Here is an 18,404-nt window from a genome sequence, read left to right on the forward strand (position 1 = left end):
GATGGAGAACCTGCATGCGATGTGTAAGCACCATCATGAGTTGAAGACTCAGGGCATCATCTGGCTGCAGCGTCTGGGCAGGAATGAGGTGGCGTGGGTGCTGCCGATGGGACAGACCGCATCGACGAGCCCGCCGCCGTTGGCAGCGGGGCTCGATCCTCCTGATCCGGAGGTGTTGGTGGCGCGGGCGGAGATATTGGATCGGGCACCGGTAGGGGAGGACTACGAGGGCCCGGACCTGTTCACCACAGTCGAGGTACCTGACGAACCTGGCGCCCCCGGCGAGGTGCCACCCCCGTTCTGACGTCCAGGGCAGGAGTGAGCCTGGCCCCGAACAAGCTCGCACAGTCGTACGGTGCTGTGGCGCACGGGCAGAAACAGCTGTGGCCGAGCGGATCACCGCTCGGCCACAGCCGATGTCACGTCGTCACGTCACCGATGACTCAGCGCAGGCGGTTGTTCGCCTGCGGGCGTCCATGCAGGGTGGGAGCTCCCGGCTTGCCGGTGGAGCCATCCTTTGCACTGTCGGCGGACTCATCTGCGTCGTCTTCGGCAGCCTCGTCCTCGCTGCCCTGATCGGCGGCGTCGTCAGCGGCCTCGGGCGCGGGGTCATCTGTCTCTGCATCGACGACCACGGCCTCGGCGTCCTCCGCGTCCGCAGCGTGCCCGGACGCAGTTTCAGAGACTGACATCTCGTCCGTGTCCTGATCGCCGTCCGAATCGGCCTCTGCGTCGATACCCGCTTCCGCGCGAAGAGCATTGAGCTCGTCCTCGTCTGCGATCTTCTCCGTGGGCACAGCGCCCGCAGCCACCCGTTCCGGGCTGGGCTCCTTCGACTCATCGGTCGTGGGCAGGAGGCCCGGGTTCGCGAACATGGAGCGGAGCTGGTCGAGCTGCGCTGCAATCGTCTTCCGCTGCTTCGTGAGCAGATCGACCTGCGACTGTGCGGACTGCACGTTCCGGCGGGATTCAGCCTGCGATTCCTCGATGGTGGCTTCCGCCGTCGCACGCGCTTCGCTGATCAGCGTCTGCGCGCGCTTCTTGCCGTCCGCAATGATCGTGTCGGCCTGCTCGACCGCGTCATTCCGAGTGCTCTCCGCACGCTCCGTCGCCGCCTTCGCGTCGGCCTCGGCCTTCTCCGCACGCTCCTGTGCTTCCTTGAAGAGACGGTCGTTCTCCGCCTTCGACGTCTCGAAGCGCTCCTTCTCGGCCTTCTCGAAGTCGCTCTTCTTGGTGGCGAGCTCGAGCTCGAGGGCTTCGGACGTCTTCCGCGTCTCATCCTCACGGGACTTCGCATCCGCCAGGAGAGCATCCGCCTTCTCCTGCGCGTCCTTGCGAAGTTCGTCAGCCTCCGTCTGCGCTGCGGCACGCAGTTCGTCGGCCTCCGTCTTCGCTTCGCTGCGGACTCGCGCGGCTGCCTCCTCCGCGTCGGCGCTCATCGTGGCGAGCTCCCGCGTGAGGGACTCGCGAGAATCGGATGCTTCGGCCGTCGCCACCGAACGGAGGCGCTCCGCCTCGCGCTCTGCCGAGGCGATCGTCTCCTTCGCCTTCTTGTCGGCCGCGGTGATCGTTTCGGATGCGCGCAGCTCTGCGGACGAGGTGATCGCCTCGGCCTCGGAACGCGCACCGCTCAGTGTGTCGTCGGACTCCGTGCGCATCCGCGCGCGCTGGCCAGCGGCATCCGCACGCGCCTTGTTGCGGATCGTCTCGGCATCCGCGGTCGCCTGGGCGAGGGTCTCCCGAGCCTGGGACTCCGCGATCTTGAGGAGATGGTCGATCCGGGTGCCCGGTGCTCCGTCAGTCTCAGGCTGCGCGTTGGCGGCCTTCTTGAGCTGCTGCTTGGCCTCGGAGAGCTCTCCAGCGACCTGCAGCTTCGCACGGTCGGCGCTGATCACCTGGCTGCGCGCGTCCTTGAGCGCCTTGCGCAGGGAGTCGATCTCCTTCTTGAGCTGCCCGATGCGCGTATCGACTTCACTCTTCTCGTAACCGCGCATCGCGGTGCGGAACTCTTCTGGAGGCGTCACTGAGGCTCCCATCCTCTTCAGATCATGCTCGATCGCTGTATGGCGGCTGGTCGGAGTCTCTCCTCACCGGACAGTGACTCTGCTGGACGTATGCCCGCATGGCCGCGGTCCCGCCGCGCTTCGGAACCCACTCTAATGCGTGGGGGCCCTCCAGCGGCACCCGTATCGGCCAATGGGCGGACTGTCCCAGGTACCTATGAGGTCGGGCGGATCGTTCGTCTGCCATCCCTCAGGGTGCCCCGAGAGTTCAGGGGAGTCCGTGGCCTTCGATAGGCTGTAGGGGACGTGCGATGCAGAACACAGTCGTCTGGTGCTGAGCACTCCGATCCGAGCACATCGATCGGTGGTGCAGGAGCACTCTCATGAGGAGGAACAATGACCGAAGCCGTCATCGTCGCGGGGTCGCGCACCCCATTCGGGAAGATGTCTGGAGCGCTGGGCTCGCTCAGTGCCGTCGACCTAGGAGCTGAAGCGATCAGCGGGGCACTCACCCGTGCGGGTGTGAGCCCGGACCAGGTCCAGCACGTGATCATGGGGCAGGTGCTCCAGGCCGGACTCGGGCAGGGCCCTGCACGCCAGTCCGCAGTGAAGGCGGGCATCCCGATGACCGTCAACGCGATCACGATCAACAAGCTCTGCCTGTCCGGGATCAACGCGATCACACAGGCGGCGATGCTCGTGCGCGCCGGTGAGTACGACGTCGTGGTCGCGGGCGGCCAGGAGTCGATGACCAACGCGCCCCACATGCTCGAGAAGTCCCGCGCCGGATACAAGTACGGCACTGTCCAGGTCCGCGACCACATGGACTACGACGGCCTCTGGGACGCCTTCACCGATCAGGCGATGGGCGGACTCACGGAGACCGCGAACGACGAGGACGATCCGAAGCGTTCCTTCACACGGGAGCAGCAGGACGAGTTCGCAGCCACGTCGCACCAGCGCGCTGCAGCAGCACAGGAAGCGGGCCACCTGGCCGAGGAGATCACCCCGGTGACGCTGAAGACCCGCAAGGGCGAGGTCACCGTCGAGCACGATGAGGGCATCCGCGCTGACTCGACCACTGAGTCGATGGGCAAGTTGCGTCCCGCCTTCCGCAAGGACGGAACGATCACGGCGGCCAACGCGTCGCAGATCTCCGACGGTGCCGTCGCAGTCGTCGTCATGTCCAAGGCGAAGGCGGAGGAGCTCGGCCTGCCGATCCTCGCGGAGATCGGCGCCCACGCGTGGACGGCCGGCCCCGATTCGTCGCTGCAGCACCAGCCGTCGCAGTCCATCCGGGCAGCGGCGGAGCGTGCCGGAGTCGCGGCCGATTCGTTCGACCTCTACGAGATCAACGAGGCGTTCGCCGCTGTCGGCCTCGCCTCGACCGCAGACCTGGGCGTCGACCCTGAGAAGGTCAACGTCAACGGTGGGGCGATCGCACTGGGTCACCCGATCGGTGCCTCCGGCGCTCGTATCGTCCTGGACCTGGCACTCGAGCTCAAGCGTCGCGGCGGCGGCACCGGTGTCGCGGCACTCTGCGGCGGCGGCGGTCAGGGCGACGCTCTCATCATCACTGTTCCGAAGGGCTGATCCAGCATGCTGCTCGCGTTCTCTGTCGCACCGTCCGGCGGTGCCGATCCGGACGGTGACGGCGGCGTCCATGACGCCGTCGCCGCCGCGGTGAAGGTGGTCCGGGATTCCGGACTCCCGCACCGCACGGACTCGATGTTCACCACTCTCGAAGGAGAGTGGGACGAGGTGTTCGCCGTCGTGAAGGCCGCGACCGAGGCTGTGGCCGCCTTCGGCCCCCGCGTCTCGCTGGTCGTGAAGGCCGACATCCGTTCGGGTCGCACCGGTGAGCTGGAAGGCAAGCTGGAGCGACTGGAGCAGGCGATCGACCGCGCCTCCGAGTAACGAGCGGACCCGCGTCCGAGTAACGAGTGGATCGGGCACTACCGACCCGCATGACTGCTGCGCCGGGGGAGTCGGAGCACACGTCCAGTGGAGTCCTGCTGGAGTGTGCCCGGCGCCTCGGCGGCGGTAGGATACTGCGTGGTCGTCACAAGGCGACACGCCCCCATAGCTCAATGGATAGAGCAACGGCCTTCTAATCCGTAGGTTGCAGGTTCGAATCCTGCTGGGGGCACTTCCTCTTACCAGTGACGGTGAGATCGACAGCTATGAGGCTGTCGGCTGCAGGGTCGCTGAAGCCGGAAGTGTCCGGGATCTACTCCAGTTGCAGATACCTGAAGAGCACCAACTCTCAGTGAAACCGCGGGTTCCCGGCGTGGTGAGTGGAGGTCGTCGCGAATCGCGACGATGATTGACGCGTGGATGCCCGCTCAATGACCCAGTCCGTCGGCGCAGACGCCGCTTCCGCGCTCGCGGACCTGCTGCGACGCGTGCAGGAAGCCCGACTCCCGTTGGAGACCGCCTCAGCCCCCGACGCCCGGGCTCTCCAGCACTCGCTTCGCAATCAGCTCGAGGATTACCTGCTGCCCCGCGTGCAGAATCCGGATGCGCCGCTGCTCGTGGTGATCGGCGGTTCCACGGGAGCCGGCAAGTCGACCCTTGTGAACTCGATCCTTCGCAGGTCCGTGACGGAATCCGGTGTGATCCGCCCGACGACGCGGTCTCCCGTCCTCGTCCACCACCCCGATGACGCGGAGCACTTCCAGTCCGACCGCGTGCTCGCCGGCTTCGCACGCGTGACGCGTGAGGAGACGGAGCTGGACAAGCCGCAGCTGCGACTCGTCGCCGATGCCTCCGTCCCTCCCGGCCTCGCACTCCTCGACTCGCCGGACATCGACTCCGTCATGGAGTCGAACCGGCGCATCGCCCGCCAGCTGCTCGCAGCCGCAGATCTCTGGCTCTTCGTCACGACCGCGGCCCGGTACGCGGACGCCGTCCCGTGGGCACTGCTCACCGAGGCGCAGGCCCGCGGCACGACCGTCGCGCTCGTGCTGGATCGTGTCCCGACCGAGGCCAATCGCGAGGTCCGCCGCCACCTCACGGATCTGCTGAGCGACGCCGGGCTGGGGTCCTCGCCGGTCTTCACCGTGCCGGAGGTCCCGCTCGAGGACGGGCTGCTCCCGGAAGCCGCCGTCTTCACCCTCACCTCGTGGATCCTCAACCTGGGTCGCAGCGACGCCGCCCGATCGCGCGTCGTCGAGAAGACCCTCATTGGTGCTCTGGCCACAGTCCCTCCGCGCGCCGAGGAGCTGGCCGCACACATCGTCGAGCAGGAGGATGCGCACGCCCGCCTGAGCTCAGCGGTCGACGACAGCTTCGGCTCCGCCACGGACGAACTGGCGTCATCGCTCGCCGATGGCCGCGTACTGCGCGGCGAGGTCCTGGCCCGCTGGCAGGACTTCGTGGGTGCGGGTCAGTTCTTCCGCGGCCTCGAGCCCACCGTCGCGCGGCTGCGTGACCGGATCACCGCCGCAGTCACCGGCAAGAGGGACACCGCCGAACCGCTCGAGCTCGCGATCGAGCAGAGCGTGAGCCTGCTGATCCGCGAGCAGGCCGTCCAAGCTGTCACGGGCGCGCGCATGAGCTGGGAGGACTCCCCGGCAGGTGCGGCGCTCATCGCAGCACACGGCGACGACGGCTTCGCCCGCTTCCGTGTCCCCGCGGACTTCGACGCGCGTGTGAACAGGGCGATCACGGAATGGTCCGCGAGCGTCAACGAGCTCGTCCGCGACGTCGGACAGTCGAAGCGTGCAAAGGCCCGCATCCTGTCGTTCGGCGTCAACGGCGTCGGTGCGGTCGTCATGCTCGCCGCGTTCGCGGGCACCGGCGGGCTGACGGGTGCAGAGGTCGGCATCGCGGGCGGCACCGCTGTCGTGGCGGGGAAGTTGCTTGACACGATCTTCGGCGACCAGGTGACGCGCGACCTGGCCGACACGGTCCGCACTCGCCTGCTCGACTCCGCACAGGAGCTCCTGGCGTCGTGCCGCGCACCGTTCGACGACGCCCTCGCCGCGGCCGAGGTCCCGCCCCGGCAGGCGGGCACGCTCCGCGGAAGCGGCACGAGACTCGAGGAGGCATTGTGATGACCGAGCAGTCGACACGTCCCGGCGCGTCGTCGGGCCCCGGTATGTCGTCGAGCCCCGGCACACTGTCGGGCGCTGGCACATCGCCAAGCACAGCCATGTCGACGGGTTCAGACGCAGGGGCGGGGGCCGACCCGTCGCGCGATGAGCTGGGCCGTCTCACGGAGGGCCTGCGGTACGCGCTCGACCGCGGGGAGGACACACTGCGCCCCGCGATCGTCACCGACGCGAGGGACCTCCTGGCCCGTGTCGACGAGCGCATGCGACTGGGCGAGGAGCATACGGTCGTCGCGTTCGCAGGATCGACCGGTTCAGGGAAGTCGTCCCTGTTCAACGCCGTTGCGGGGCTGGAGATCGCCCAGGTCGGCGTCCGGCGCCCCACCACCTCGAAGCCCACCGCCTGCGTGTGGGGATCCGGGGGAGAGGAGCTCCTCGACTGGCTCGAGGTGCCGGTGGAGAACCGCACATGGCGCGAATCCGCACTGGACGGTGACGACGAGTCCGCGCTGCACGGGCTGATCCTCATCGACCTGCCCGACCATGACTCGACCGCCAGCGAACACCGCCTGGAGTCCGACCGCATGGTGGGCCTGGTCGATGTGGTCTTCTGGGTCGTCGATCCCCAGAAGTACGCCGACTACTCCCTGCACACGGGGTACCTCGCCGCGTTCGCGGAGCACAGCACGGCGATGGTGTTCGTGCTCAACCAGATCGACAGGATCGCACCGGCGGAGCGCCAAGACGCCTCCACCCACTTCGCGTCGCTCCTGCAGGCGGATGGCCTGGTGGACGCGCGTGTCCGCACAGCATCGGCCGTCACCCGACACGGCGTGGACGGTCTGCGTCGGATCCTGTCAGAGACGGTCGCGCAGAAGCGTGCCGTCACGGAACGGCTGCTGGCCGACGTGCGCACCGTCAACGGTCGCGTCCTCGCAGAGATCGGTGAGCCACCCGACGGAATCGCGGACATCCGCGGGGCGCAGGAGCTCGTGGACGCGATGACCGATGCCGCCGGAGTCGATGCGATCGCGCAGACGGTGCACGACGACTACCTCCGTCGCGCATACAAGCGGACCGCGTATCCGGTGTTCGCGTGGATGCAGCGCTCACAGGCGGATCCGCTGGGAGCGAAGCACGGAGCAGACCGTGACGACCTCATCCGCGCCGGATCGCCCGAGGTGACACGTGCCCAGCGTGCGCGCGTGAGCCTGGCCGCGCACGACTTGGTCGACGCGGCGGTGTCCGGGATGCCGTCGGTCTGGCGCAACCGGGTCGCGAAGGAGGAGCGCGCCAGTTCGGAAGCGCTCTCGGAGAACCTCGACCAGGCGATCACCGCGGTCGAGGTCCCGCGCCGACAGCCCGGCTGGTGGACGCTGGCCGGGATCCTCCAGGTGCTCTTCTTCGCCGCGACCCTCGTCGGTCTGGGGTGGCTGGTCATCCAGATCATCGCGATCGTCGGAGTCGGGTTCGAACCGGGCCCGCTCCTGTGGATCGTGCCGGTCGTCCTGTTCGTGGGAGGGGTGGTCGGGTCCTTCGTCGTGTCCTCCTGGGCGTCAGGCGCTCGGAAGAAGGGTGCAGTCGACGCTGCGGATTCCATCACCGTCAGGCTTCAGGACGCCGTCCGTTCCACTGCCGAGAGCGCGTTCCTCGAGCCGATCACCGCTGTCGTCGACGACCACCGCCGGATCCACGACGGGCTGCGCTGACTCCGCGTCACAGGTCGAATCCCGCGTCGCACGATGGTGCGCACACAGCATGTGTGCGCACCATCGCTGTTTCCACAGCTGTGGCGGGCTCGTTGAACGTCCGGCGCCGGCACGATGTGGTCGTTCCACTGACGGGCAGGGAGACGCCCTCCCGCTGGGTGGAAGGGGAGTCACATGAAGTTCACGAATGTCTTCGTCGGAACGGTGGGCCAGGAACCGCGTTCCGGCGCCTTCGACGACGGCCGTCCCTGGGCGAACGTCCGGATCGCCGTCAACCACGACTACTTCAACGGCGCGACCGGTGAGGTCGTGAGCCGCGGGGTGAGCTGGTTCGACGTGAACGCCTATGGTGCGCTGGCGAAGAACATGGCGTACTGCGTGCACAAGGGCGACAGCATCATCGTCGCGGGCGAACTGCGACTGCGTGACTGGGAGAAGGACGGGCGCACCGGCACCAGCGGCACGATCGTGGCCGATGTCGTGGGTCCCAACCTGCTGTTCGGCGTCGCGAAGTTCGTCAGCTCCAGCACCCTGAACGCTGAGCCTCTCCCGGACGGAGGCGAGGGTGAGGGAGACGGGCCCGTCCCACCGCCCGTCGGAGCCGGTGACGAGCCCCCGACCGCAGCACTGGCCGACGCGGCCCCGCAGGACAAGGAGGAGCGCGAACCGGCGGGCGCACCGTTCTGAGCGGCCTCGCGTCTGAGCAGTCCGAGCCTGTGCAGGGGCCGGTCGGTGCTGAGGCATGGTGCTTCAGGCCCGCTCGGGAGCGGCGAGTCGTCGAGGAGGCCGTGCGGCGCTAGAGTGGGATCCGCGCAATCGCACTCCGGAAGGACTCGAATGGTCACGACTCGCCGACTCGCCGCCCTCACGGGCACCGTCGCGCTTCTGCTGACCGGCTGCTCCGTGTTCGAACGTGAACCGTCCGAGCCGAAGGTCGTGGAATCCGAAGAGCCTGCGATCGTCGATGACGTCACGGCGGTGCTCGCGCCGCTCGTCGAGGAGGAGGGGGAGCTGCCGACCTCCGAATCCCTCTTCGACACCCTCATGGACGCCGGCTACGACGCCGGCCAGCTCGAAGCCACACAGGACAAGACGCCCTTGGACACCGGCGTCTCCTCGAAGATGTTCGCGGTGCTGCTCGAGGAGGGCTGCATCGTCGGTGAGATCAGGGAAGGCGACATCTTCGCGAGCCTCATGCCGCCGTCGGAGTCGACGGGGACGTGCCTGTACGGCGCTGTCGATCGTCCCGAGGACGCGCCCGAGCCCAGCGGTGAGCCGCGGGAGGACGGCGCCGGGGACAACGGTGCCGGACATATCCCGGGAGAGGACTTCTCCGGAGAGTCGGCAGATGACGGCGAAGAATCCGGCGGCGCGGAAGACAGCTCCGACAGTGGTTCGAGCGGTTCGGAGGACGGCAGCGACGGAGGCTCCGGCGGGGACTCGAGCGGGGACTCGAGTGACGAAGGCTCCAGCAGCGACTCCAGTGGCGAAGACTCCAGCGATGGCGGCTCCAGCGACGGGGGAGCCGAAGAGGGCTCCGACAGCGGCGCTGAGGGCGGTTCCGGTGACGATTCCGGCGGAGCGGGACTCGGGGGCAACTGACCCGTCCGCGCACGGCGCCAGACCGTCAGCCGCACCAGTCCACACATGGTGATGCGTGACGCCCGCGTCGGAATAGTCGTAGGCGTGCTCGAGCTATAGGCTGGAAGGCACTATGGCAGAATTCATTTACACCATGCACAAGGCGCGCAAGGCGCACGGTGACAAGGTCATCCTCGACGATGTCTCGATGTCGTTCTATCCCGGAGCGAAGATCGGCATGGTCGGCCCCAACGGCGCCGGCAAGTCGACGATCCTCAAGATCATGGCGGGGCTGGAGCAGCCCTCCAATGGCGAAGCCCACTTGAGCCCCGGATACACAGTCGGCATCCTCCTGCAGGAGCCTCCTCTCAATGAGGAGAAGACCGTGCGGGGCAACGTCGAAGAGGCAGTCGGCGAGATCAAGGGCAAGGTCGACAGGTTCAACGCGATCTCCGAGGAGATGGCGAACCCGGACGCAGACTTCGATTCCCTGATGGAAGAGATGGGCAAGCTCCAGGAAGCCATCGACAACGCGGATGCGTGGGACCTGGACTCGCAGCTCGAGCAGGCGATGGACGCCCTGCGCTGCCCGCCCGGCGACATGGCGGTCACCCACCTGTCCGGCGGTGAGCGCCGTCGCGTGGCACTGTGCAAGCTCCTCCTGGAGAAGCCCGACCTGCTGCTCCTCGACGAGCCCACCAACCACCTGGACGCCGAATCCGTGCTGTGGCTCGAGCAGCACCTCTCCAGCTACCACGGCGCCGTCATCGCGATCACTCACGACAGGTACTTCCTGGACCACGTCGCGCAGTGGATCGCAGAGGTCGACCGCGGACACCTGTACCCGTACGAGGGCAACTACTCGACGTACCTCGAGAAGAAGCAGGAACGCCTCTCGGTGCAGGGCAAGAAGGACCAGAAGCTGCAGAAGCGCCTCAAGGACGAGCTCGAATGGGTGAGGTCCAACGCGAAGGCCCGGCAGACGAAGTCCAAGGCACGCCTCGCTCGCTACGAAGAGATGGCGGCAGAGGCGGAGAAGACCAGGAAGTTGGACTTCGAGGAGATCCAGATCCCGCCCGGCCCGCGCCTGGGCAGCCTCGTCATCGAAGCGGACAACCTGCAGAAGGGCTTCGACGGGCGCACGCTCATCGACGGTCTGTCGTTCTCGCTGCCGCCCAACGGCATCGTCGGCGTCATCGGTCCGAACGGCGTGGGCAAGTCCACGCTGTTCAAGACGATCGTCGGCATGGAGGAGCTGGACGGCGGAGAGCTGAAGATCGGCGAATCCGTGAAGATCTCCTATGTCGACCAGTCCCGTGGCGGCATCGACCCGGACAAGAACCTGTGGGAGGTCGTGTCCGACGGACTCGACTTCATCCAGGTCGGCAACGTCGAGATGCCGTCACGCGCCTACGTGTCCGCTTTCGGCTTCAAGGGCCCGGATCAGCAGAAGAAGGCCGGCGTCCTCTCCGGCGGTGAGCGCAACCGGCTGAACCTCGCGCTCACGCTGAAGCAGGGCGGCAACCTGCTCCTGCTCGATGAGCCGACCAATGACCTGGACGTCGAGACCCTGGGTTCGCTCGAGAACGCTCTGCTCGAGTTCCCCGGCTGCGCCGTGGTCGTGTCCCACGACCGCTGGTTCCTGGACCGCGTCGCCACGCACATCCTCGCGTGGGAGGGCACGGATGAGAACCCGGCCAAGTGGCACTGGTTCGAGGGCAACTTCGAAGCATACGAGAAGAACAAGGTGGATCGTCTGGGCGAGGATGCGGCACGTCCGCACCGCGTCACGCACCGCCGTCTGACGCGCGACTGAGCCGCACGCGCGCCAGGTGAATGTCTGGAGGGCCCCCTTTCGAGGGGGCCCTCCAGACATTCACCTGAACTCGTCGAAGAACTCGTCGAGCTCGTCGGGTGCGTGTAGCTCGACGAACTCGCTCAGCTCTTCGGCTTGAGTCGCAGCATCCCCTGCTGCGAGACGTTGGCGATGAGGCGACCGTCGCGGGAGAACACGCGGCCGGTGCCGAGCGCTCGACCGTTGTTCGACCTCGGGCCGGTGAGGTCGAACAGCAGCCAGTCATCGAAGTCGACGGGGGAGTGCCACCACATCGCGTGGTCGAGGCTCGCCATCCGCAGCTGCGGCGTGTACCAGGGGATCCCGTGGACCCGCAGCGTCGGCTCGAGCAGGTTGTAATCGCTCACGTATGCCAGAGCCGCCGCGTTCAGCACACGGTCATGGCCGAACGGCGCGACGGTCTTGACCCAGAACATCTCCGACGCCTTCTGCTCGCCCTGGAACCGGGCCTGGATGGCGGGCTCCACTCCCCGGATCTCGAATGGGCGCTTGAAGACCCAGCCCTCGAGCAGAGGATGATCGATGTGCGCGAGCTGCTCCGTGAGCGAGGGGAGCTCTTCCGGCGCCGGCACGTCGGCCGGCATCGTGTCCTGGTAGTCCAGGCCCTCCTCATCGCGCTGGAACGAGGCCATGCCGGTGAAGATCGGCTGACCATCCTGGTAGGCCTGCACGCGCCGGGCGGAGAACGATCCTCCGTCCCGGAGCACGTCGACGCCGAACGTCAGATCGGAGAAGACCGACCCGGCCCTCAGGAAGTACCCGTGGAATGAATGGATCGGGCGGTCGTCGGCCACTGTGGCGGAGGTGGCGACCACGCACTGCGAGAGGACCTGCCCGCCGAACAGGACGTCACCCGGCTTGGGCTGGTTCCACCCCTGGAAGTTGTGCTCCTCGCCGCCGATCCCCGGTGTGTCGAGCCGGCGCAGGTCGAGCACCCGCTGCAGTTCGTCGATGTCCGCTGTCGCGTCCATGGTCTCCTCCTCGCGGCTGTACCGCTGGGTCGTCGTCAGTCGTTGGCGCGCGCCGTCGCATCCGGTTCCACCCGGGTTCCGCGCGCGTGATGCACTGATCCTACCGCTCCGTCTGATCGATCGTTCAGGGACGTGCGGGGATCTCGTCCGGTGGATCCTGATGCAGGCCGCACGCGTGGTGGATGGCAGGATGGAGGACATGCACCAGTCGTCCTCGGTTCTCACGAACCCGCTCATCCCCGGCTCCTTCACCCGCGTGCTCATCGAGCTGCGCTGGGGCGATATGGACGCGTACGGCCACGTCAACAACGTGACCCAGCTGCGGGTGCTGGAAGAGGCACGTGTGCGGGCCTTCGGATCGCCGACCGCTGCGCGCGACGCCGCGAACACGGAGGTGCCGGGCGCCGGCCGGGTCGTCCTGGGCTCGGGCCTGCCGGACGTCCTGGGCCGCGCGAGTGCTGACACCGACCTCCTCGTGCTCTCCCACAAGATCGAGTACCGAGAACCCATCCCGTACCGTGAGGGCCCGGTCGCCGTGGACTGCGTGATCTCCGCCGTGTCCGCTGTGTCGATGACGGTCGGATACGTCATCGCAGAGCCTGACGGGGCGAGGGCCTACACTGTCGCAGAGACGGAGGTCGTCTTCGTCGACACGGCCAGCGGCCGCGCTCGTCGCATCCGCGATCATGAACGGGAAGAGCTCGAAGCCGCAGTGACGGCACCTGTGCGGCTCCGCCATGTCTGACGATCTGCTGATCCCGGTCGACCCGACGGCCCTGCAGGACTGGAAGACGCTCGTCTCGCGAGCCGCCCACGCTGATGACGACGCTGCCGTGCGCATGGCCGTCGCCAACGACGTCCTCGTCCTCACCGTCGCCCCGCTCCACCCCCACGGCCTGGGCGACCGCATGCCGCTGGTGCTGGGCATGCGCATGCTGCGGATCACGACCCCGGCGATGGACGGACTCGACGTCGTGGTCGACGCTCGAGCTCTGCTCGATCGCTTCGCGCGGCTCGAGGCGGATGGCGAGTCAGTGCGCGGAATCTCGATCCCCCCGGCCGAGGTCCGGGCCTCGTGGGCAGGCATCTCGCCTCCCCGCGGACCGTGGGAACCGCTGGGCACTGTGAGCGTCGGGTCGCTCAGGGGCGTGGCCGAAGACGGGATCGGAGAAGTCGCCAGAGGAACGCCGGAGCGGGCGGGTTCGCACGCTGTCGATTCGCTGCGGAAGCAGGTCTGGTCGCGCACCGCCCTGGAAGTGGGCTACACGCCGGAATCGTCGGACACGGAGCATTCGCAGCCGATCCCCGCCGGCGCGGCGTTCGGTGCCTACGTGCTGGGGTTCCTCCCCGGCGACGGCGCCGCCCACGTCCTGCGGTCAGGGGTGTGGACACGACTGAGCATGCCCGGGGGACACGTGCTGGTCCGATGAGGTGTCTGGTCCGACCCCCCCCCGGTCACCGAGGTCGGCGGGCCTCTCTCAGATCAGCGGGCCCGGAGGCTGCCGGTCGCCGTCCCCGGTGTTGACCATCGCAGTGGCGGCGCGCTGGAAGTAGTCCCACATGAGCTCGTCGTACAGGGGTGGCAGCGCGATCGCATCGAGAGCGCCCCGCATGTGATGCAGCCACCTGTCGCGGGCATCGAACGTGACGGGGAACGGCATGTGCCGCATCCGCAGACGCGGGTGGCCCCTCTGCTCGGAGTATGTCGTCGGGCCGCCGAAGTACTGCTCGAGGAACGCCTGCAACCGCCACTTCGCCCCCTCGAGCTCCAGACCGTCCGGGTACATCGCGATGAGTTCCTCGTCTTCGGCCACCCCCGCGTAGAACGCGTCCACCAGAGCGGTGAAGGTCTCATGTCCGCCGACGGACTCGAAGACGCTCGACGGTCGTCCGACGGGGATCGTCGTGCGGGGCGTGGTCATGGATGGGGCTCCTCGTCTGCAGGCATCGGATGGTCCGCTGTCCTGCTCGCCACGGTACCGGAGAGTCTCGGCCCGGTCCCGGGCGGCCGCATCCCGGTGCTGGAATGCCTCGCCCCGTGACCGACAGGCGGCTGCTCGTCGGCCAGTGCTGCGCGGCCGGCACTCACTCCTTCGGCGGCGCAGCGGCCTCCGAGCTGCTCCCGCCGGACTCGCCGTCGGACTTCTCCGCCGCGTGGTCGGCTGCCCTGCGCGTCGCGGAGGCCGCGGTCGGATTCGGCATCGTGCGGATGACGGCCTGGCTCCATGGCACTGTCAGATCGTGCGCCGCCATCTGCTGCTTGAACTCGCCGCGGAACGCACGACCGACCGCGAACTGCTCGCCCGGCTTCGTCTTGATGGTGACGCGGATGGTGACCGCCTCGCCGCTGATCTCCTGCACGCCCATGATCTCCGGAGCCTCCAGCATGACGGCGTCGTACTGCTCGAGCTCGCGCAGAGCGGATGCCGCATCGTTGATGATCGTCGTGACGGTCTGCTCGTCCGCGTCGTACGGGAAGGGCAGGTCGAGCAGCGCGTTGCCGAAGCCCTGGGAGAAGTTGCCGACGCGCAGGATCTCGCCGTTGCGCACATGCCACAGCGTGCCGTCGAGCGCGCGGATCTTCGACGTCCGCAGACCCACTTCCTCCACGGTGCCGATCGCTTCGCCCACATCGATGACGTCGCCGATCCCGTACTGGTCCTCGATGACGATGAAGAAGCCCGCGAGGTAGTCCTTCACGAGTGTCTGGGCGCCGAAGCCCAGCGCGATGCCGGCGATGCCGGCGGATGCAAGGATGGGCGCGAGGTCGAAGCCGAGTTCGGTGAGCACCATCAGCACGGCCAGGAGCCAGATGATGATCGCGGCGATCGACTTCAGGAGGGACCCCACCGTGGTGGATCTCTGCGCGCGTCGCGTCCGCGCTGCAGCATCCGCAGCGCCCGACTGCGGCCGGTCGCCCTTGGAGATGATCCCCCGCTTGGTGTGGCCCTCCGCGATCGACTGGGCGAAACGGTGGATGAGGCGCCTGGAGACGAACGTCAGGACGATCGCGACGAGGATGATGACGGCGACGCGCAGGCCGGTGCCGGTGATGAATTCGAGCCCGGAGGAGGCTGACTCCTCGACGCTGCGCTGCACGTCCTCCACCGACGGAGGTGACGGTGTCGGGGTGGGAGTCGAATCTGCAGAGGTCGACGGCTCAGGTGAGGCGTCCGCCGTCTGCGGTGCTGCGAGCACGCTGGAGGCGGTGCTCGTCAGCAGCGACGGGACTGCGTGGAGGAGAGGGAGGATTGCCATACTGCCCCGACACTAACGTCGGATCCTGGACAGCACACTCATGTTTCGCGCGCTGTCTGAGAGGACACTCCACGGTGCGGTCACGGAGGGCTGTCGGCAGTCCCCGCCGAGGTGCCCCCGCAGTCCCGCAGTCGGCCGCCGGCGGCCACCGGTACGGAGCATCCGCCGCCGAGGCCGTGCTTCGGCTGACCTGCACGTCCGCACTCTGCGCGGTCGGTCAGTCCTCCAGGCCGACGGCCTGCGCGCGGAGCGCGCGGAGTGTCGTGTCGAGGTTCTCCCGCATCAGCCGCAGCAGCCCCTTCGGCGCCTTCGGATGTGACTCGATCCACGCCTCGGTGGCCTTCGCCGTGCGCTCCGATGCCGGTGGGAAGAGACTCAGGGTGAGCGTCTGGGCGATCTCCAGGGTCCGCGACTCCCACCAGCCCGTCACGCGATCGAAGTACTCCCGGCTGAAATCAGTCAGCGGCGCATTCGCGGCAACGAGCGTCCCGTCGTCGTGCTCGAGCCCGCGGGCGTACCCCTGCGCGATCGCGCCGATCATCGCGTTCGGCAGGGAGCGGTCGTCGACCAGCCCCAGGAATGCCTGCGTCTTGGCCGACGAGGATGGCCGGGAGGCCCTCGCGGTGGCCGCAGCGCGCTGCCCTGCGGCGGTGTCGTCGGTGCGGAGGTGCTGGGCGATGCGGACGTCGGTCCAGCGCCCACCGGCGGCCAGCGCCGTGACGATCGTCCAGGCGAGGTCGGTGTCGACGACGAGTCCCGGTACGGTCCCCGCGTCGACCAGGACGGATTCGAGCGCATCCATGTGGGCATCCGTGGATGCTTGGCGGCAGAACGCCTGGAAGAGCTGCAGCTGCTGGTCCGATCCGGCGGGGATCCCGTCGGCACCGCCGGTGAGCTCCCAGAGGCGGTCGGCCATCCGCGCGCGCAGGTCGGACCTGCGCGCATGCGGAACGTAGGCGTCCAGAGCGGTCGCGAGCTGGCGCAGCTGGACGAGCAGCCCGGAGGAATGCGTGATCGCGGGCAGATGCCGGTGGAGCAGCTCGACGTAGTGGGCTGCCGGCAGCTCGCCGTCGCGCACAGCGTCCCAGACAGAGGAGAGGACGATCAGCTGCGTGAGCGAGTCGTCGAAGCCGTTCAGGTGCTCCGATGCCAGGGCCAGGGATTCCTCGTCCAGCCGGACCTTCGCATAGGTGAGGTCACCGTCGTTGGCGACGACGACCTCGGCGGCGGATGCGCCGTCCGGCAGCTCCACGTCGACGGAATCCCCGTCCAGGTCCGTGTGGACCGTCGCGAGGCGGGCGAAGCGACCGTCCTCGTCCAGGCGGTAGAAGCCCACACCGAGTCGGTGGGGGCGCAGGCTGGGGACCGGCTGGCCCGGAATGATGTGCGGCTCCTGGGTCAGCGTCAGTGCGGTGAGCGCGCCGGCGTCGTCCCGGGAGGGGAGCGCCCGGATCACGTTGACGCCGGACTCCTCGAGCCACAAGCGCGACCACGCGCGGAGGTCGCGGCCGGATGCCTTCTCCAGCGGGCGGAGCAGATCGTCCAGCACGGAGTTCGACCAGGCGTGCGCGGAGAAGTACTCCTGCACGCCGGTGAAGAACTCCTCGCGGCCCACGTAGGCCACGAGCGCGCCGAGCACGGCGGCGCCCTTCGCGTACGTGATGCCGTCGAAGTTGACCTCGACGTCCTCCAGGTCGGAGATTTCCGCGACGATCGGGTGCGTCGACGGCAACTGATCCTGGCGGTACGCCCACGACTTCTCCAGAGTCGCGAACGTGGTCCAGGCGTCGGTGAACTCCGTCGCCTCTGCGGCGGCGAGCGTCGACATGTACTCCGCGAAGGATTCGTTGAGCCACAGGTCGTTCCACCACCGCATGGTCACGAGGTTCCCGAACCACATGTGGGCGAGCTCGTGGAGGATGGTGACCGCGCGTCGCTCGACCATCGCCCGGGTGGGACGCGAGCGGAAGACGTAGTTCTCCAGGAACGTGACGGCGCCCGCGTTCTCCATCGCGCCCGCGTTGAACTCCGGGACGAACAGCTGGTCGTACTTCTCGAACGGGTACGGGACACCGAACAGGCGCTCGAAGAACGCGAAGCCCGCGCGGGTCAGTTCGAAGAGGTCGTCCGCGTCGAGGTGGTCGGCCAGCGACGCCCTGCAGAAGACGCCCAGCGGCACCTCGGAGCCGTCCGCACTGGTGAGGGACGAATGCACGGAGGAGTAGGGCCCGGCGATGATCGCGGTGATGTAGCTGGAGATCCGCGGTGTCGGGGCGAACTGCCACACGGACAGCCCGGTCCCGTCGATGCCGAGCCCGGCGGCGGCCTGCGCCGCCGCGTCGGGCTGCGGGGTGGGGGAGTTGCTGACGACGGTCCAGTGCGACGGGGCCAGCACGGTGAACGTGAAGGAGGCCTTGAGGTCCGGCTGCTCGAACACCGCGAAGACACGACGCGCGTCCGGCACCTCGAACTGCGTGTAGAGATACGTCTCGCCGTCGACCGGGTCGACGAAGCGGTGCATGCCCTCGCCCGTGTTCATGTAGGAGAAGCGCCCGTCGACGGTGAGGACGTTCTTCTCCGCCAGATGGGGGAGTGCGATGCGGCCGTCCTCGACGAAGCGCTCGGGCTCCAGCTCCTCGCCGTTGAGGATCAGCCGGTCGATCCTCTCGCTGATCGCGTCGATGAAGGTGCCCGACCCGCTCACGGAGGAGAACGCGACGGTCGTCACCGAACGGAAGCCGCTGCCCGTGCCGTCGAGGACGAGCGTGACGTCGTATGAGTGCACATCCAGAGCCCCGGCGCGGTCCTGCGCCTCTGCGCGGGTGAGATTGTGCTGCGGCATACGGTCCTCCGGTGGGGGTCTGCATCGGTCTGCATCAGTGTGCATCGGTGTCGTTCCTGTCCTCATTCTGACATGCGGGACGCTGCCCGAGTCGGGCGACCGGGCCGGCTGTGCACCCGGCGGCGTAGGC

Annotated in this window: 14 protein-coding genes, 1 tRNA gene and 1 pseudogene; 11 read left to right on the forward strand and 5 right to left on the reverse strand. The window is 68.0% G+C overall.

Going from position 1 to position 18,404, the window contains the following annotated elements; translation table 11 throughout:
- Window positions 1-304 (forward strand): annotated as a pseudogene (locus FM105_RS14655) (HNH endonuclease signature motif containing protein); the annotation flags it as partial.
- Window positions 305-443: 139 nt separating this feature from the next.
- Here the strand turns inward: FM105_RS14655 and FM105_RS05395 are convergent.
- A complete protein-coding gene (locus FM105_RS05395; RefSeq protein ID WP_087005959.1) occupies window positions 444-2,024 on the reverse strand; it encodes a cell division protein in 1,581 nt (526 codons plus the stop codon).
- A 375-nt stretch (window positions 2,025-2,399) separates the two neighbouring features.
- Here FM105_RS05395 and FM105_RS05400 point away from each other — a divergent pair, with 375 nt between their 5' ends.
- The 8 genes from FM105_RS05400 to ettA all read left to right on the forward strand — a co-directional run bounded on the left by FM105_RS05400 (window position 2,400) and on the right by ettA (window position 11,164).
- Window positions 2,400-3,596 carry an acetyl-CoA C-acetyltransferase gene (locus FM105_RS05400; RefSeq protein WP_087005962.1) on the forward strand — a complete coding sequence of 399 codons (1,197 nt, stop codon included), beginning with the start codon at window positions 2,400-2,402 and terminating at the stop codon, window positions 3,594-3,596.
- 6 nt (window positions 3,597-3,602) lie between these two features.
- Complete coding sequence (locus FM105_RS05405) at window positions 3,603-3,920, forward strand: thiamine-binding protein (protein WP_087005966.1); 318 nt, start codon at window positions 3,603-3,605, stop codon at window positions 3,918-3,920.
- Between the two features lie 159 nt (window positions 3,921-4,079).
- A tRNA-Arg gene (locus tag FM105_RS05410) sits at window positions 4,080-4,152 on the forward strand.
- A gap of 199 nt (window positions 4,153-4,351) precedes the next feature.
- Window positions 4,352-6,061 carry a dynamin family protein gene (locus tag FM105_RS05415; RefSeq protein WP_087005970.1) on the forward strand — a complete coding sequence of 570 codons (1,710 nt, stop codon included), beginning with the start codon at window positions 4,352-4,354 and terminating at the stop codon, window positions 6,059-6,061.
- 98 nt (window positions 6,062-6,159) lie between these two features.
- A complete protein-coding gene (locus FM105_RS05420; RefSeq protein ID WP_087006222.1) occupies window positions 6,160-7,767 on the forward strand; it encodes a GTPase in 1,608 nt (535 codons plus the stop codon).
- A 174-nt stretch (window positions 7,768-7,941) separates the two neighbouring features.
- Window positions 7,942-8,454, forward strand: a complete 513-nt coding sequence (locus tag FM105_RS05425; RefSeq protein ID WP_087005973.1) for a single-stranded DNA-binding protein — start codon at window positions 7,942-7,944, stop codon at window positions 8,452-8,454.
- Between the two features lie 150 nt (window positions 8,455-8,604).
- Complete coding sequence (locus FM105_RS05430) at window positions 8,605-9,369, forward strand: DUF6993 domain-containing protein (RefSeq protein ID WP_087005976.1); 765 nt, start codon at window positions 8,605-8,607, stop codon at window positions 9,367-9,369.
- Between the two features lie 112 nt (window positions 9,370-9,481).
- Window positions 9,482-11,164 (forward strand): energy-dependent translational throttle protein EttA, encoded by a 1,683-nt coding sequence (gene ettA / locus FM105_RS05435; RefSeq protein ID WP_087005978.1) that lies wholly within the window; start codon window positions 9,482-9,484, stop codon window positions 11,162-11,164.
- A gap of 122 nt (window positions 11,165-11,286) precedes the next feature.
- On the opposite strand, the gene FM105_RS05440 is transcribed toward ettA, so the two are convergent.
- Complete coding sequence (locus FM105_RS05440) at window positions 11,287-12,174, reverse strand: acyl-CoA thioesterase (RefSeq protein ID WP_087005980.1); 888 nt, start codon at window positions 12,172-12,174, stop codon at window positions 11,287-11,289.
- A gap of 190 nt (window positions 12,175-12,364) precedes the next feature.
- Here FM105_RS05440 and FM105_RS05445 point away from each other — a divergent pair, with 190 nt between their 5' ends.
- Together FM105_RS05445 and FM105_RS05450 are read left to right on the forward strand one after the other, a co-directional pair.
- Complete coding sequence (locus FM105_RS05445; protein WP_256970249.1) at window positions 12,365-12,919, forward strand: acyl-CoA thioesterase; 555 nt, start codon at window positions 12,365-12,367, stop codon at window positions 12,917-12,919.
- Window positions 12,912-13,604 (forward strand): hypothetical protein, encoded by a 693-nt coding sequence (locus tag FM105_RS05450; RefSeq protein WP_087005983.1) that lies wholly within the window; start codon window positions 12,912-12,914, stop codon window positions 13,602-13,604. Before FM105_RS05445 ends, FM105_RS05450 begins: the two co-directional genes overlap by 8 nt.
- Window positions 13,605-13,652: 48 nt before the next feature.
- Here FM105_RS05450 and FM105_RS05455 read toward each other — a convergent pair whose 3' ends face one another.
- The 3 genes from FM105_RS05455 to pepN all read right to left on the reverse strand — a co-directional run bounded on the left by FM105_RS05455 (window position 13,653) and on the right by pepN (window position 18,274).
- Window positions 13,653-14,096 carry a globin gene (locus FM105_RS05455; protein WP_087005985.1) on the reverse strand — a complete coding sequence of 148 codons (444 nt, stop codon included), beginning with the start codon at window positions 14,094-14,096 and terminating at the stop codon, window positions 13,653-13,655.
- 163 nt (window positions 14,097-14,259) lie between these two features.
- Complete coding sequence (locus FM105_RS05460; protein ID WP_256970250.1) at window positions 14,260-15,432, reverse strand: mechanosensitive ion channel family protein; 1,173 nt, start codon at window positions 15,430-15,432, stop codon at window positions 14,260-14,262.
- Between the two features lie 217 nt (window positions 15,433-15,649).
- Complete coding sequence (pepN, locus tag FM105_RS05465; RefSeq protein ID WP_087005988.1) at window positions 15,650-18,274, reverse strand: aminopeptidase N; 2,625 nt, start codon at window positions 18,272-18,274, stop codon at window positions 15,650-15,652.
- Between the last annotated feature and the right edge of the window lie 130 nt (window positions 18,275-18,404).

Source organism: Brevibacterium yomogidense (assembly GCF_900163715.1).
In the GTDB taxonomy this organism is placed as follows: Bacteria; Actinomycetota; Actinomycetes; order Actinomycetales; family Brevibacteriaceae; genus Brevibacterium; species Brevibacterium yomogidense_A.

Excerpts from the sequence above, each read along its gene's own strand:
- FM105_RS05455 (WP_087005985.1), bottom strand. The coding sequence starts at position 14,096 with ATGACCACGCCCCGCACGACGATCCCCGTCGGACGACCGTCGAGCGTC.
- FM105_RS05420 (WP_087006222.1), top strand. The coding sequence starts at position 6,160 with ATGTCGACGGGTTCAGACGCAGGGGCGGGGGCCGACCCGTCGCGCGAT.
- FM105_RS05460 (WP_256970250.1), bottom strand. The coding sequence starts at position 15,432 with ATGGCAATCCTCCCTCTCCTCCACGCAGTCCCGTCGCTGCTGACGAGC.
- ettA (WP_087005978.1), top strand. The coding sequence starts at position 9,482 with ATGGCAGAATTCATTTACACCATGCACAAGGCGCGCAAGGCGCACGGT.
- FM105_RS05400 (WP_087005962.1), top strand. The coding sequence starts at position 2,400 with ATGACCGAAGCCGTCATCGTCGCGGGGTCGCGCACCCCATTCGGGAAG.
- pepN (WP_087005988.1), bottom strand. The coding sequence starts at position 18,274 with ATGCCGCAGCACAATCTCACCCGCGCAGAGGCGCAGGACCGCGCCGGG.
- FM105_RS05445 (WP_256970249.1), top strand. The coding sequence starts at position 12,365 with ATGGAGGACATGCACCAGTCGTCCTCGGTTCTCACGAACCCGCTCATC.
- FM105_RS05430 (WP_087005976.1), top strand. The coding sequence starts at position 8,605 with ATGGTCACGACTCGCCGACTCGCCGCCCTCACGGGCACCGTCGCGCTT.
- FM105_RS05450 (WP_087005983.1), top strand. The coding sequence starts at position 12,912 with ATGTCTGACGATCTGCTGATCCCGGTCGACCCGACGGCCCTGCAGGAC.
- FM105_RS05425 (WP_087005973.1), top strand. The coding sequence starts at position 7,942 with ATGAAGTTCACGAATGTCTTCGTCGGAACGGTGGGCCAGGAACCGCGT.
- FM105_RS05415 (WP_087005970.1), top strand. The coding sequence starts at position 4,352 with ATGACCCAGTCCGTCGGCGCAGACGCCGCTTCCGCGCTCGCGGACCTG.
- FM105_RS05440 (WP_087005980.1), bottom strand. The coding sequence starts at position 12,174 with ATGGACGCGACAGCGGACATCGACGAACTGCAGCGGGTGCTCGACCTG.
- FM105_RS05405 (WP_087005966.1), top strand. The coding sequence starts at position 3,603 with ATGCTGCTCGCGTTCTCTGTCGCACCGTCCGGCGGTGCCGATCCGGAC.